Annotated in this window: 12 protein-coding genes; 7 read left to right on the top strand and 5 right to left on the bottom strand. The window is 66.3% G+C overall.

The window, feature by feature from the left end; translation table 11 throughout:
- Window positions 1-427 precede the first annotated feature (427 nt).
- Window positions 428-1,132 (top strand): tetratricopeptide repeat protein, encoded by a 705-nt coding sequence (locus FQU96_RS21875; protein WP_178130638.1) that lies wholly within the window; start codon window positions 428-430, stop codon window positions 1,130-1,132.
- A 151-nt stretch (window positions 1,133-1,283) separates the two neighbouring features.
- Here the strand turns inward: FQU96_RS21875 and FQU96_RS42495 are convergent, their stop codons facing one another.
- Window positions 1,284-1,802, bottom strand: coding sequence for a hypothetical protein (locus FQU96_RS42495; protein WP_218574807.1), 519 nt, complete (start codon window positions 1,800-1,802; stop codon window positions 1,284-1,286).
- Between the two features lie 50 nt (window positions 1,803-1,852).
- Between FQU96_RS42495 and FQU96_RS42490 the strand changes: the two genes are divergently transcribed.
- The gene (locus FQU96_RS42490; protein WP_218574806.1) at window positions 1,853-2,734 is read left to right on the top strand and encodes a hypothetical protein; all 882 of its coding nucleotides are present in this window, start codon (window positions 1,853-1,855) and stop codon (window positions 2,732-2,734) included.
- 515 nt (window positions 2,735-3,249) lie between these two features.
- Entirely contained in the window at window positions 3,250-4,179 is a 930-nt protein-coding gene (locus FQU96_RS42235; RefSeq protein ID WP_218574805.1) for a hypothetical protein, read from the top strand.
- 87 nt (window positions 4,180-4,266) lie between these two features.
- Here FQU96_RS42235 and FQU96_RS21860 read toward each other — a convergent pair whose 3' ends face one another.
- Window positions 4,267-6,489, bottom strand: a complete 2,223-nt coding sequence (locus tag FQU96_RS21860; RefSeq protein WP_178130636.1) for an LPS-assembly protein LptD — start codon at window positions 6,487-6,489, stop codon at window positions 4,267-4,269.
- A 237-nt stretch (window positions 6,490-6,726) separates the two neighbouring features.
- Between FQU96_RS21860 and FQU96_RS21855 the strand changes: the two genes are divergently transcribed.
- Entirely contained in the window at window positions 6,727-7,863 is a 1,137-nt protein-coding gene (locus FQU96_RS21855; protein WP_178130635.1) for a mandelate racemase/muconate lactonizing enzyme family protein, read from the top strand.
- A 56-nt stretch (window positions 7,864-7,919) separates the two neighbouring features.
- On the opposite strand, the gene FQU96_RS21850 is transcribed toward FQU96_RS21855, so the two are convergent.
- From FQU96_RS21850 to FQU96_RS21840, 3 genes are read right to left on the bottom strand one after another with little or no spacing between them, the layout of a single operon-like run.
- Window positions 7,920-8,270 carry a hypothetical protein gene (locus FQU96_RS21850; RefSeq protein WP_146543462.1) on the bottom strand — a complete coding sequence of 117 codons (351 nt, stop codon included), beginning with the start codon at window positions 8,268-8,270 and terminating at the stop codon, window positions 7,920-7,922.
- Between the two features lie 7 nt (window positions 8,271-8,277).
- Window positions 8,278-9,861: an ABC transporter substrate-binding protein gene (locus tag FQU96_RS21845; RefSeq protein ID WP_146543461.1), complete on the bottom strand. Its 1,584-nt coding sequence runs from the start codon at window positions 9,859-9,861 to the stop codon at window positions 8,278-8,280.
- Between the two features lie 56 nt (window positions 9,862-9,917).
- The gene (locus tag FQU96_RS21840; RefSeq protein WP_178130634.1) at window positions 9,918-11,108 is read right to left on the bottom strand and encodes a nitrate/nitrite transporter; all 1,191 of its coding nucleotides are present in this window, start codon (window positions 11,106-11,108) and stop codon (window positions 9,918-9,920) included.
- A 141-nt stretch (window positions 11,109-11,249) separates the two neighbouring features.
- Here FQU96_RS21840 and FQU96_RS21835 point away from each other — a divergent pair, with 141 nt between their 5' ends.
- The 3 genes from FQU96_RS21835 to dctP all read left to right on the top strand — a co-directional run bounded on the left by FQU96_RS21835 (window position 11,250) and on the right by dctP (window position 14,143).
- Window positions 11,250-12,149: an amidohydrolase gene (locus tag FQU96_RS21835; RefSeq protein WP_146543459.1), complete on the top strand. Its 900-nt coding sequence runs from the start codon at window positions 11,250-11,252 to the stop codon at window positions 12,147-12,149.
- Between the two features lie 170 nt (window positions 12,150-12,319).
- Complete coding sequence (locus FQU96_RS21830) at window positions 12,320-13,126, top strand: IclR family transcriptional regulator (RefSeq protein ID WP_146543458.1); 807 nt, start codon at window positions 12,320-12,322, stop codon at window positions 13,124-13,126.
- A 33-nt stretch (window positions 13,127-13,159) separates the two neighbouring features.
- Window positions 13,160-14,143, top strand: a complete 984-nt coding sequence (gene dctP, locus FQU96_RS21825) for a TRAP transporter substrate-binding protein DctP (protein WP_146543457.1) — start codon at window positions 13,160-13,162, stop codon at window positions 14,141-14,143.
- The last annotated feature ends 24 nt before the right edge of the window (window positions 14,144-14,167 follow it).

Genomic DNA, 14,167 nt, shown 5'->3' with positions numbered 1-14,167 from the left:
GGAAGCATTGTGGAAGTTTTCGACAGATCGGCGCGACCTGCCGGCAACTCTGGTCCGCTCGCCAACACTCACGGGCGCTCTCTTCATATGCCACTCGCCTTCGATAAGGCCTATCAGCCGTTCTGAATAAGCGGAAGGACCGGTTGTTCCCGGAATCGGAAGAAAATACTTCCGGATCGGATGTAAGTATTGATGCTCTACAACGCTTAACAGAAATATCGCGCAATTTCTTTCAGACGACATCTGAAGGATACACCGAAGTCGAAATGAAATATTGCCGATGTGGTGGCGATATTTTGAGATCATCGGCGATTTTTTTATCAAAACTAAATAACATTCAATGACAGACATGACGCGAACGCATCAGCTCTCGCGCTTCATGAACACCATCGCCCGAGGCGAACCGATGTGTAGAGGCATAAGACACATGGCATGGACGATGTGGCTCCTTCTCGGGGCTGCGCTGGCAATGTCGGTCGCGCCTGCCGCGCACGCTGGCTTCGACGAAGCCATGGCCGACTACCGCGCCGGCAATGCTGCCGCGGCCTTCAAGCAGTTCCTCGCAACGGCTGAACGCGGCGATAACAACGCGCAGGCGATGGTCGCCAGCATGTACCTGGAAGGCACCGGCACGACGCGCGATCCGCGCCGGGCCCTGGCGTGGTTCGAACAGGCTGCCGCCGGCGGACACAGCTACGCCCAGTACGCGGTGGGCCTGCTCTATCTGAGCGGGCAAGGTGTATCCCGGGATCCGGCCCGCGGCGTGACGTGGCTGGAGCGCTCGGCGCAACAAGGTTCGTACTTCGCCCAGACGACTCTGGGTGATGCCTATGCCAGCGGCATCGGCGTTGCGGCCGACAAGGGGCGGGCGGCTTCCTACTTCACAAGCGCCGCCGAGCAGAACTATGCCGCCGCACAGCTGAAACTGGCCAGCTTCTACTATCTCGGGCTCGGCGTCGCACGCGATCCGGTCGCGGCTTACAAGTGGGCCTATCTGGCGGCGCAGCAGCTGACATCGGCAGCACCGATCCTTCAGCAGTTCCGCAATGAACTCCCAGCCGAACAGGTTGCGCGTGGCGAGGTCGCCGCCCGCGCTTGGCTTTCTGCCAAGGGAATCTCGAGATCGCGATAAGTCCATGGCGCCGCCGGAGGGCGGTCACCGGAAGTTCGGAGGAGGTCTATGACTATTCGAATCAGTGTCGGCGTCAGCGTTCTGGCCGTGTCGCTGGTCGCGCTGGCGGCCTGCGGCGGAAGCGGCGGGAACTTTCCGTTAGGCACCAAGGTCACGGGCAGCTCGTCAGGCAGCTCCGGCTCCTCGGGTAGCTCCGGTTCGTCCGGTTCTTCGGGATCCTCAGGCTCGTCAGGAACGTCTGGCACCTCGGGTTCATCCGGAACGTCGGGCTCTTCAGGAACGTCAGGGACATCCGGCACGTCCGGTACTTCGGGCACATCCGGTACGTCCGGTACATCCGGGACGTCGGGCACCTCTGGTACATCCGGAACGTCCGGCACTTCTGGGACGTCTGGCACCTCTGGCACCTCTGGTACGTCGGGGACTTCCGGAACGTCTGGCACCTCGGGCACCTCCGGTACGTCAGGCACATCCGGCACGTCCGGTACTTCGGGCACATCCGGTACGTCCGGTACTTCTGGGACGTCGGGCACCTCCGGTACATCCGGAACGTCTGGCACCTCGGGTACGTCGGGGACATCCGGTACGTCCGGTACTTCGGGGACGTCAGGGACGTCAGGGACATCCGGTACATCCGGAACGTCTGGCACCTCTGGTACGTCAGGAACATCCGGCACCTCGGGTACGTCAGGGACGTCGGGCACCTCCGGAACATCAGGCGTGACGCTGCTGCCGAAGGTGACGACTCCGTTGGCCTCGCTGATCCGTGACGCCGTCTATACGACGGGCGATGCGGTCCTGGTGGTGGGTGGCCTGACCAACACGGTCGGTGATGTTCTGCCGGCAGGACAGCTGGGCGGTTCAGTGATCCTGATCGGCACGGCGGTCGACCAGACCGGCACCGAGATCCGGCGCCTGGGCGACACCCTGCACTCGACGATGCTGCGCGTGGCATCGCTGAGCATCAACCCGCTGGTCGGGACGGATGGGCTGCTGACACCGGTGCTGGCCAATGTCGGCACCATTCTGCGTCCGACAGTGGGCAACTCGGGCCTGCTCGGCCCGATCACCGGCCCCGTCTTCATCACGCTGCACCAGGCCATCAATGGACCTGGCGGCGCCACGGGTACCGGCCTGCTGTCAGGCCTGTTGAACCCTGTCCTGACGCCGCTGATCGCGAGCCCGGCGAGCTCAGGCCTGCTGGGTGGACTGCTGGGCACGGGCAACATCATCGGGACGCCCGGTGGTACGTCCGGCGGCGGCCTGCTGAACGGCGTGCTGAACCTGAACGGCATCCTCGCGCCGGTGACCGGCGTCGTGGGCGGCGGTGGCGGTTCGGGCGGCCTGCTGAACGGCCTGTTGGGCTCGGGCGGTTCGGGCGGCACGGGTGGCGGTCTGCTCAACGGTGTGCTGGCGCCGGTGACCGGCGGTGGGACATCGGGCTCCGGTGGTCTGCTGAACGGCGTGCTGGGACCCGTGACTGGCGGCGGCACGTCGGGCTCCGGCGGCAACGGCGGCCTGCTGAACGGTGTGCTGGCACCGATCACAGGCGGCGGCACGTCCGGCTCCGGTGGTCTGCTCCCCGGTTTGCTGGGGCGCTGAGAAGACATGAGAACCCCAGTCGGGATGGCGTCCGCACACCATCCTGACTTGGGTGCACGCGTACCTTGTATCGGTGGTCTGCTTGCGAACGACGCGTTGGGGTCGTCGGGCTTGATCTCCTTGTCAGTGAAACAGCGGCTTTGGGAGATCGGAGGAGCACAATGAATACTCGGATCGGCGTAGGTGTCTGCGCCTTGGCTGTGTCATTGATCGTTCTGTCGGCGTGTGGCGGTGGCGGCGGTGGCTTGCCGACAACCACCAAATCGACCGGGACGTCGGGCACCTCAGGGTCATCAGGCAGCTCGGGCACTTCAGGGACGTCCGGTACCTCCGGCACGTCGGGGACTTCCGGTACCTCGGGTACCTCCGGCACGTCGGGGACGTCGGGCACCTCTGGTACGTCAGGGACATCCGGCACGTCGGGGACATCCGGCACCTCGGGTACGTCGGGAACATCCGGCACCTCGGGGACATCCGGTACTTCGGGAACATCGGGTACGTCCGGAACGTCGGGCGTGACGCTGCTGCCGAAGGTGACCAATCCGTTGGCCTCGCTGATCCGTGACGCCGTCTATACGACGGGCGATGCGGTCCTGGTGGTGGGTGGCCTGACCAACACGGTCGGTGATGTTCTGCCGGCAGGACAGCTGGGCGGTTCAGTGATCCTGATCGGCACGGCGGTCGACCAGACCGGCACCGAGATCCGGCGCCTGGGCGACACCCTGCACTCGACGATGCTGCGCGTGGCATCGCTGAGCATCAACCCGCTGGTCGGGACAGACGGGCTGCTGACACCGGTGCTGGCCAACGTCGGCACCATCCTGCGTCCGACGGTGGGCAACTCGGGCCTGCTCGGCCCGATCACCGGCCCCGTCTTCATCACCCTGCACCAGGCCATCAATGGATCTGGCGGCGCCACGGGTACCGGCCTGCTGTCGGGCCTGTTGAACCCGGTCCTGACGCCGCTGATCGCGAGCCCGGCCAGTTCAGGCCTGCTGGGCGGATTGCTGGGCACGGGCAACATCATCGGGACGCCCGGTGGTACGTCCGGCGGCGGTCTGCTGAACGGCGTGCTGAACCTGAACGGCCTCCTCGCGCCGGTGACCGGCGTCGTGGGCGGCGGCGGCGGTTCGGGCGGCCTGCTGAACGGCTTGTTGGGTTCGGGCGGCACGGGTGGCGGTCTGCTCAATGGTGTGCTGGCGCCGGTGACCGGCGGCGGCACATCGGGCTCCGGTGGTCTGCTCAACGGTGTGCTGGGACCCGTGACCGGCGGCGGCACCTCGGGCTCCGGCGGTCTGCTGAACGGCGTGCTGGGACCCGTGACGGGCGGTGGCACGTCGGGCTCCGGCGGCAACGGCGGCCTGTTGAACGGTGTTCTGGCGCCGATCACAGGTGGCGGCACATCGGGCTCTGGCGGCCTGCTGCCCGGGCTCCTCGGTCGCTGAGGACAAGCCGGCGGTGCGATGAGCGCCACCGCGGAACAGAAAGAGGGATCCAGGCGCTCTGGATCCCTCTTTGCATTCGACGATGCGCTAGTACGTCGTGTCGGTCGTGGGCTTCAGGACGAGACGGAAGGCGATGCGATTGTCGGGCTTGATTTCCTTGTCGGTGAAATAGCGGCGCGACAGCCGCAGGCCGATCAGGAAGCACTCGTCTTCGTATTCGAGCTTGGTCTGGATCTCGCGGGTTGCGCCGCGTTCGAGATCGCGCGAACCCCATACCGTCACGATCCAGTTCGGATGCGGCCGGGCGATGAAGCCGAGACGGCCCTCCGAGCGGTTGCCCAGGGAACTCGTCGCCTCGAGGTTGTCCCGTAGCTTGATGTAGCTGGCAAAGACGCGGAAATCGCGGGGCCCGGCATTGACCAGGGCATCGACCTGCCGGACCCGTGTCAGGCTATCCTTGTCGAGGCGGACCCGCGCGAAGATGTCCCAGTATCGGCCAGGGTTGATCGACAATGCAGCGATGGGGTCCGAGAGGCCTGAGCGCAGGCCGCTGGCGTGGGGAAACGACCGGTCGCGCTGCAGCCGGTAGCTCTGTCCCATGAACAGCCAGCTCGAACCACCGCCGGCATCGCGCAACCCCAACTTGAACCCATAGTTGACGCGCTGGCCGCCCTCGAGCCGGTCATCACCCGTGGACCGGTTGGGGCTGAAGAGATTGGTTTCGTCGAAGACCGTGTCGATGGAGTCTTCGTTGGGGATCTTCCATTGCCGCCCCATCGAGGGGGCGGCGACGAAGCCGACGATCGGCTCGAACGTGATGTAGGACCGCGTGCCGGCACGGCGCATCAAGGGATAGCGCCAGTCGGCCGATATCTGCGGGAAGACGCGAAACACACTGCCGCTGTACCGATTGGCGGGATTTTCCGGATCGGTGACGCGGCTGACCTCGTACCAATCGGCCCGAACCGTCGCCAGGACATTGAACACATGCCCGTCGCGGGTGATGTGGGAGAAGTCGTAACCCACGCGTGTGGTCAGGCGGCTGCTGTCGGCCCCGTCATCGCGGAACAGATAGCGGATGCCGGTATCGGCGATGAAGTGGCCGCCGAACGACGTCTGCTCGCCGACATAGTTGTAGCTGGCCACGGGCAGGACGTAGGGCGCGTTGCGCTGCGCCGCCGTCGAGCGCATCTCCTGGAAGCCATACGCGAAGATCGAGCCGTAGCTGCGCCGGTTGAACGTTTCGACCCAGGCCTTGCTGGTCAGGAACGAACTGCTGTCGATGTCGTAGAAGCGCAGGTAGGTCTTGTCGGTGGCACGCTGCACCTGCAGGCCGCCGCGCCAGTCTTCGCCGAGATTGAAGCGCGCGTTGCCGAAGAAATGACCACGCACATCGGCGCCGTCGCGGTCGTTGAACCAGTCCCGGACCAGCGAGCCCTGCACCTGCAGGTCGCCGCTGTCGTAGCGTTTGCGCAGCTCGGCCGACATGTGCAGGCCGCGCTTCGTCAGGAAGCGCGGCGAGAGCGTCAGGTCGGCGGTGTCGTCGAGGATGGCGTAGTACGGCAGGGTCACGCCGTAGCCCAGCGACTTCGAGCTCTCGAAGACCGGCGCCAGCAGGCCCGAGCGCCGCTTCACGCTGGGATCGGGGTGGGAGAAGTAGGGCGTCCACGCCACCGGGATTCCGAAGAACTCCAGCGTGGCGTCATAGAAATAGATGTCCTTCTTTTCCTTGTCGTGGATGACCCGCGCCGCCTTCACCTGCCACAGCGGGGCGCGCATGGGGTCGTCCTTGCACGGATCGCACGGCGAGTAGACCGCACGCCTGGCCTCGGTGCGCTTGCCTTCCGTGAAGATGCCGCTGTTGGCCGCGATGCGGGCATCGTTGGCAAGCCGGGTGCGGATATCGCGCGCGGCGCCCTCCTTGAGGTCGCCGGTCACCTGCATCTGCTCGGCGTAGATCACCTCGCCGGTCGGTTCGACGATGCGGACGTTGCCCTGCGCCGTCATGATGTCGCGGGCGCGGTCGTAGACGACGCGGTCGGCCATCAGGATGCGGTCGTTCTGGGACATCTCGACGTTGCCGCTGGCCGTGACCACATCGGTGGCGCGGTCATAGGTGACCTCGTTGGCCTGCACCAGCACCGGTTGCTCGGTGCTGGGCTTCACCCGCGGCGGCGCGATGGGCTGCTGGCGGGTGCGGTCCGGGTCGGTGCGGTCGGGCTTTCTATCGGGTTTGAACTGGGCCGAGGCGGGTGCCGTTGCGAGGCATGCGGAGGCGAGGACCAGGAGCGCGAGGCGTCGCGGAGTCACGGGCGGCCACCGCTGCCAACCGGTGCGGAGGACCTGCCGTAATGTCCCGACTGCATGCACCCACAGACTCCTCCTGTCACACGTGCCCCCCGGGTCGGCGAAAACGGCCGGCATCATAGGAAGGCGCTTGCGGCAAGTCATCCATCGTTTCCGGCCCGACAATGCACAGGCCGGTTTCGGGCACCGAACTTTCGTCGTAAAGGGGTGCTCCGTCAGGTCATTCGCCGGGAGGACCTCGTGCCCACGATCGAACGATTGGGATTCATCGGCCTGGAATACGCCATGCCGCCGGAGAAGGCGTTCGGCATGTCGCGCGCCATCGGCAACCGCCGCCTGGGTGGCCTGATCGAGCTGGAAACTGACACGGGCGTGAGAGGTGTTGGCGAAGCCTTCGGCGATCCCCGCGTCACGGCAGCCTACTTCCAGATGATCGAGCCCCTGTTTCGCGGCCGGTCGATCTACGACTTCGATCATGTCGAAGCCGGCATCCGCAACCGGATGTACCATCTGGGCGCCCAGAACCAGCTCACGGCCTGCCTGTCCGGCATCAATCTGGCGCTGCACGATGCCATCGGTCGAACCCATGGCGTGCGGGCCTGCGATCTGATCGGCGGCTGTGCGACGACCCGGCTGCCGGTCTATGCCTCGACCGGCTTCTTCTCGAAAGACCCGACGAACCAGCTCGAGCATCAGCTGGCGGCGGTGAAGGCCCACCCGTATGTCGGCGCCAAGATCAAGATCGGCCGCGGACCGCAGGACGATGCGGCGCGCTGCAGGCTGGCGCGTGAGATGCTGGGGGACGACGCGCTCCTGATCGTCGACGTGAACGGCAACTATACCGTCGACATGGCGCTGGCCTGTATCCGCGCCATCGAGCGCTACGACATCCATTGGCTGGAGGAGCCGCTGCCGCCGGCCGATCTCAGGGGCTATGCCGAGTTGCGGGCACGCTCGCCCATTCCGGTCGCCGCCGGCGAGGCGCATTACACCTTGCGTGATTTCAAGCAGCTGATCGATGGGCGCTGCGTCGATATCGTGCAGCCGTCCATCCCGACGGTGGGCGGCCTGACCGAAGCCCGGCGCATCGCGGTGATGGCGCACGCCGCCAACCTGCGGGTCTCGCCGCATGCCTGGGGCGGCGCCGTGGGACTGGCCGCAGCCTTGCACCTCGTGGCGTCATTGCCGGTCACACCGCACGGCGACAACGTGCCCTATCCGACCCTGGTCGAATACGACATGAGCGACAATCCGCTGCGCACGAACTTGCTCAGCCAACCGCTGGTGCTGGATGGCGGCCACCTGCTGCTGCCGTCGGGTCCCGGCTTGGGCGTCACGCTCGATCGTGCGGTCGTCGATCGTTATCGGGTCTGCTGAAAGCTGAGCGCCCGCCATCCCTCGCTGCGCTCGGGATGACGGTTGTGTTCCAGGTACTAATCGATCGGCACGAAGATGCAGTGGCGCAGCTTGCCGTTGATCGCCTTGGACAGATGGCCCTTGCCGCTGACGTCCTCGACCAGGATCACCTCGCCGGCGCCGATGACGCGCGCCTCGCCGTCGCTGGCTGTGATCTGCACGCCGGCATCGAGGTTGATGATGTATTGCCGCCGCGGCGCGGGGTGCCAATCCAGATCATAGGTCGGCGGCACCTGGCGGAAGATGATGCCGGTGGCGGGCAGCCGCTTCGACAGCTTGCCGCCGGGTGTCTCCTCGACCCATTCAATCTCGATGTCGCGGAAATGCGACTCGCCGTTGGCATCGGTGTACAGATTGTGCACGCGCATGGACAACCTACTTCTTTTCGATGTTCCAGAAGGCCAGGGCCGGTGCCGTCAGCAGGCCGGTCACGGTGCGGCGCAGCGCCGTCGGCGTCGTGAACTGGCCCAGCGGCACATGCGTCGGATAGTTGAGCACATAGAGCTGGACCGCCTCGGCGATCGCCTTGTGTTTGGCAGGATCGGTCTCGCGCGCATACTGGTCGCGCAGCTTCTCCAGGCCCGGATCGCACGGCCAGCCGAACGTCGCCTTGTCGCAGGCCGCGTTGAGGAAGCTGGTGGAGACCGGATCCAGCACGTCGACCGAACTCCACGACGTGAAGTAGGCGTGCCAGCCGCCCTGCGCCGGCGGCTCCTTCTTGGCCCGTCGCGCCACCAGGGTCTGCCAGTCCATGGGCTGCAGATCGATCTTGAAACCGGCACGTTCCAACTGCGCCTTGGCGACGGTGGCGAGGTTGTTATGGCCCGGCGTGTCGGTCTGGTGCAGCAGCACGATTGGCGTGCCGTCGTAGCCGGCGGCGGTCAGCGCCGTCTTGGCCTGCGCCGCGTCGCCGGTCAGCTTGTCGTCCCAGCCCTTGGTCGATTCCAGCGGCGAGCCGCACGGGAACAGCGACTTGCATTCGCGGTACCATTTGGCGTCGCCGACATTGGCATCGAGGAAGCCCTTCTGGCTCAACGCCATGAACACCGCGGCGCGGACCTTGGGATTGTCGAACGGCTTGTGCAGGGTGTTGAAGCGCATGGCGTACTGCCGGCCGGCACGGTTGACCACGCGGGTTTCGATGTCGGCGTTGCTGGCGAGCAGCGGCAGCAGGTCGGGCGAGATGATCTCGATCATGTCGATCTCACCGCCGATGAGCGCGTTCACCTGGGTCTGGGAATCGGGGATCCATACCCATTCGATCCGGTCGACCTTGGCGACCTTGCCGCCGGCCAGCCCCGATGCCGGTTCGCTGCGCGGCTTGTATTTCGGATTCTTGACGTAGACCGCTTTTTCGCCGGGCTTCCACTGGTCCTTGAGGAAAATGAAGGGGCCGGAGCCCGTGGCGTCGGTGATCTGGGTATTGGGGTCGGTGGCCGCGATGCGCTTGGGCATCATGAACGGCACGTTGGATCCTGATTTCGCCAGGCTTTGCACCACCAGGCCGTAAGGTTCCTTCAACGTCAGACGGAAGGTGCGGACGTCGACCACGGCCAGGTCGGCCGCATGCGACATCAGCTTCTGGCCCACGGTGTCGCGTGCCGCCCAGCGCTTCAGCGATTGTACGCAGTCCTCGGCCGTGACCGGCGCCCCGTCGTGAAACGCAAGGCCGTCCCGCAGGGTGAAGGTCCATACCAGCTTGTCGGGGCTGACGTCGTACGTCTCGACCATCTGCGGCTGGGGCTGCAGCGACTCGTCGAGCGCGAACAGCGTGTCGTAGACGAGATAGCCGTGGTGCGAGGAGATCAGTGCCGTGGTCCAGATCGGGTCCAGGATCTTGAGGTCGGAGTGCAACGCCGCGCGCAGCGTGACCTGTGCCTGCGCCGGCAGGGCGGCGGCAAACGCGAGCAGGGCGGCAGTCACAATGGTGCGTAGCGGCCGATGGACGTAGGACAGCATCGCCTGCCTCCCGGGGTGTTGGGCCGCCGGCAGGCTATCCTCCGGCGCCGGGCGAGTCACGGCCGCACATCGCCAGGCTTGGCGGCCGCCGGCGATTGCCGCGGCAGGAAGCAGGCGACGACGATGCCCAGCAGGTTGCCGGCGCCGGCGATGATCACCGCCAGGCGGTAGCCGCCGGAGAGGTCATACAGGTGCCCGGCCAGCACCGGCAGGGTGACGGCGGCGGTGCACCAGGCGATGTAGAGGCGGCTGGCGATGCGGCCGTAGTCGCTGCTGGGCCAATAGAACGCGACGGCGCCGGCCGTCGATCCGGAGATGAAGCCGTAGCCCATGCCGATCATCGCCAAGGTTGCCAGGGACACCAGGGGTGTCGGCCACAGGGTCAGCGTGATCGTGCCGGCGAGCGCCAGCACGTGGGCGGCGGCCATCACGACCGGGATCGGGAACTGGTCGACCAGCCAGCCGCCGCCCAGGCGTGCCGCCGCGATGGCGCCCGTGATGGCTGTCGTGGCGCCCAGTGCCATCGCCGTAGACCCGCCGTAGGCGACGATGATGCCGGCTGCCTGGCTCAGCACCGTCAGGCCGGCGGCGGCAGCCAGGAAGAACGCGGTCCAGATCTGCCAGAAGATCACCACGCGAGACGGACCGCTGGTCGGGGTTGCCGCGCGCGCCGCTGGCGGCAGCTGCACGCCGGCATGCAGGACCAGCGCCGTGGCCGCCAGCCCTGTCGCCGCGACAACGCCGGCCAGGCCGGCGATCGTGCCGCGCACGCCCCAGTCGGTCAGCGCCCAGCCGAACGCCGGTGCCGCGATCATGGCGCCGGCGGGATAGAGGCTGACGATGTAGCCGTTCACCAGGCCGCGGTGACCGTGCACCAGCAGGTTGACGCCCTGCTGCAGGAAGATATAGGCGGCGCCGCCGCAGATGCCGAACAGGACGCCGTAGCCCAGGGCCAGGCGCACCAGGCTGTCGGCCGTCGCCGCCAGCGCCAGCCCGATCGTGCCGCCGACAGTGCACAATGCGATCAGCACCGGCGCCGGGGCAACATGGAACAGCCGCGGCGCCAGGTTCATGCCCAGCGTGAAGCAGATCGTGGCGATCGCGAACACGATCGACAGTTCCGAGCGCGTGGCACCCAGCGACTCCTCCAGCGGCTTCAGCAGCACGCTGAAGGCGTAGAGTGATCCCATGGGAAGGTTGAGCAGGGTTGCGGCAGCGATGGCTGCCCACGCGCGTTGTTGATTCATCGACATCGACCCTAGCATGGGCCGGCCGGCGGCACGCCCGCGTCCGGCGGGTCGCTGCCTTGCGCTGCCGACAGGATTTGTCGTCGCGCCGGGGGAGTGCTTCACTGGCGGGCAGCGCCGACTGTCGTTCTGGAGAACGCCATGGTCCGCCACGTACCTGTCCATCCGCTGGCGACCGATGCCGCGCCAGCCTGTGCCGGGCCGCGTCCCGACATGCAGCCGCCGTCATGGCCGGTGCCGTTTGGAGCCTGCGACACGCACGCCCACGTCATCGGCGACGGGTACGAATATCCCTTCGTTGCCGAGCGCAGCTACACGCCGCCGGAAGCCACGGAGACGGCGTACCTTCGCATGCTCGATGGGCTCGGCATGACGCGCGGCGTGTTGGTGCAGGTGAGCGTGCACGGCACCGACAACCACCTGATGCTGGAGGTCCTGCGCAGCCACCGCATGCGGCTGCGCGGCATCGCCGTGGCCGCCGCCGATGTCGGCGAGAGCACGCTGCGCGACATGCACGACGCCGGCGTGCGCGGCCTGCGGCTCAACGTGTCGGTCGGCGGCGGCATCGGTTTCGATGCGCTGGAAGTACTGGCTTCACGCATCGCCGCCATGGGTTGGCACCTGCAGCTGCTCACCACTCCGGCGCGGCTGCTCGACGTGGCGCCGCGGCTGGCCGGCCTGCCGGTGCCGGTCGTGATCGATCACATGGCCTCGGTCGGCGCGGCCGACGGCGTCGAACACCCTGCGTTCAAGGCGATGCTCGACCTGGTGAAGGGCGGCCGCTGTTGGGTGAAACTTTCCGGCGCCTATCGGGCCAGTGCGCAGGCGCGCGACTGGACCGATATCGATCCGCTGGCCCAGGCCCTCTTGGCTGCCGCCCCCGATCGCATGCTGTGGGGCAGCGACTGGCCGCATGTGCATTTCGGCCGGCGCATGATGCGCACCGGCGAGACCTTGGAGATCCTGGGCCGCTGGGCGCCGGATCCAACGCTGCGCAAGCGCATCCTCGTCACCAACCCGGCGACGCTCTACGGGTTCTAGCGAGAGCCTGTTCCGTATGGACGCACGCGATGGTTCGATCTCCGCTGTCATCCCGAGCGCAGCGAGGGATCTTTTGATGCACTGCACGCCATCTTCAGAAGATCCCTCGCTACGCTCGGGATGACAGCGCAGTCTTGACAATTCAATTTCAGAATCTGAAATTATGCATCATGGCGCGAATAAGCCCCCAACAGCGCAAGGCTGAGACCGATCAGCTCGAAGGCGAGGAGACCTACGCCGTCCAGGGACTTGCCCGTGGGCTTCTCGTCCTGCGGGTTTTCCGTCCCGGCGAGAACGCGCTCAGCAATGCCGAGCTTGCCGAGCGTACCGGCTTGCCGCGACCCACCGTATCGCGCCTGACCGAAACGCTGACGGCGCTGGGCTATCTGGCATACGTGCCGCGGCTGGGTCGCTATACGCTCGGCGCGGCGGTGGTGGCGCTGTGCCATTCGCTGCTGGCCGGCATGCCGTACCGCATCGCGGCCCGCCCGATGCTGCAGGACCTGGCCGATTCGACGCGCCTGCCGGTTTCACTGGGTGCGCGCGACCAGCTGCACATGATCAACATCGATACCGTGCGGCACGCCGGCGCGACGCCGGCGCGCTTCGACCTGGGTGCCCGCATTCCGCTGGCGACGACCGCCATGGGGCGCGCCTATCTCTATGGTTTGTCGGAGGCCAACCGCAAAGGCCTGCTGGAACGCGTGCGTCAGCACAGCGGCAAGGCCTGGCGCAGCGTCCGCAGCGGTCTCGACCACGCTTTCGAGTCGCTGGAGCGCCGTGGCTTCTGCGTGTCGGCCGGAGAATGGCGCGCCGACGTGGTCGGTGTCGGGGCGCCGATCGTGACGGCCGACGGTGTCGTGCTGGCCGTCAATTGCGGCGGCCCGCCGTTCGAGATCTCGCTGCGGCGGGCGGAGCAGGAGGTCGGGCCCAAGCTGGCCCACGTCGCGGCGGTGATCGCCGGTAATTCGATCTAGACTTGGTCAACGGTGAAAAGGGGAGGAACGACAATGACCATGAAGCGCGCCCTGCGGCGATCCTTGTTCGGTGGCATGCTGCTGGTGGCGGCTTCCGTGCCGGCGCTGGCGCAGGAGGTCGTTCTCAAGGGCGTGGCGGCCTTCCAGGAAGGATCGACCTACGCCCGCAAGTTCGAGCAGTACATCAAGGACGTGAACGAGAAGGGCAAGGGCCTGATCCGCATCCAGTACCTGGGCGGCGCGCCCAAGGTGATGCCGCTGTTCGATGTCGGCAAGAATCTGAAGGACGGCATCGTCGACATCGTCACCACATCGGGCGCCTACTACGGCAACGTGCTGCCGGAAGCCGAGGCGATGAAGCTGATCGAGGTGCCGATGGCCGAGCTGCGGCGCAACGGCGGCCTTGAACTGATCGACAAGCTGCACATCGAGAAGGCCAACACGCATTTCCTGGCCCGGTTCTACAACTACGACCAGGCCCATATCTTCCTGAACAAGGAGATCACCAGGCCCGACTTCACGGGCCTGAAGATCCGCGTGACGCCGATGTACCGCCCGCTGGTCGAGCGGCTGGGCGGCACCGCCATCAACTCGGCGCCGCCCGAGGTCTATACGCTGCTGGAGCGCAATACCGTCGATGGCTATGGCTGGGCGTCGCGCGGCATCTTCGACTATTCCTGGCAGAAGGTGACGAAGTACCGGGTCGATCCCGGCTTCTACAAGCCCGACATCACGCTGCTGATCAACAACGACACGTGGACGAAGAAGCTCAACGATGCGCAGCGCAAGCTGCTCCTGGACCTGGCGCTGGTGGTCGAACAGAGCGACGCCGACAAGGCGGTGATCGATGCCGAACGCCAGAAGCATCTCGACGCCGGGCTGAAGGTGATCCGCTTCTCACCGGAAGATGAGAAGGCCTACATCAAGGCGGCGCGCGATGCGGCCTGGGATGTCGTCAACAGGATCAGCCCCGACAATGGGCCCAAGCTGCGCCGTCTTTTCGTGAGCGAACAATAGACGCCGCGAGCCGGGCTGGGCGAT

Source organism: Reyranella sp. CPCC 100927 (assembly GCF_007859315.1).
In the GTDB taxonomy this organism is placed as follows: domain Bacteria; phylum Pseudomonadota; class Alphaproteobacteria; order Reyranellales; family Reyranellaceae; genus Vineibacter.
Note: the sequence above shows the minus strand (reverse complement) of the source record. Positions and strands in the feature narration are given on the sequence as shown.

Coding starts and splice junctions, on each gene's coding strand:
- FQU96_RS21875 (WP_178130638.1), top strand. CDS start 428: ATGGCATGGACGATGTGGCTCCTTCTCGGGGCTGCGCTGGCAATGTCG.
- FQU96_RS42495 (WP_218574807.1), bottom strand. CDS start 1,802: ATGTTCCTGACGTACCAGAGGTGCCAGACGTTCCGGATGTACCGGATG.
- FQU96_RS21850 (WP_146543462.1), bottom strand. CDS start 8,270: ATGCGCGTGCACAATCTGTACACCGATGCCAACGGCGAGTCGCATTTC.
- FQU96_RS21845 (WP_146543461.1), bottom strand. CDS start 9,861: ATGCTGTCCTACGTCCATCGGCCGCTACGCACCATTGTGACTGCCGCC.
- FQU96_RS21840 (WP_178130634.1), bottom strand. CDS start 11,108: ATGAATCAACAACGCGCGTGGGCAGCCATCGCTGCCGCAACCCTGCTC.
- FQU96_RS21835 (WP_146543459.1), top strand. CDS start 11,250: ATGGTCCGCCACGTACCTGTCCATCCGCTGGCGACCGATGCCGCGCCA.
- FQU96_RS21830 (WP_146543458.1), top strand. CDS start 12,320: ATGGCGCGAATAAGCCCCCAACAGCGCAAGGCTGAGACCGATCAGCTC.
- dctP (WP_146543457.1), top strand. CDS start 13,160: ATGACCATGAAGCGCGCCCTGCGGCGATCCTTGTTCGGTGGCATGCTG.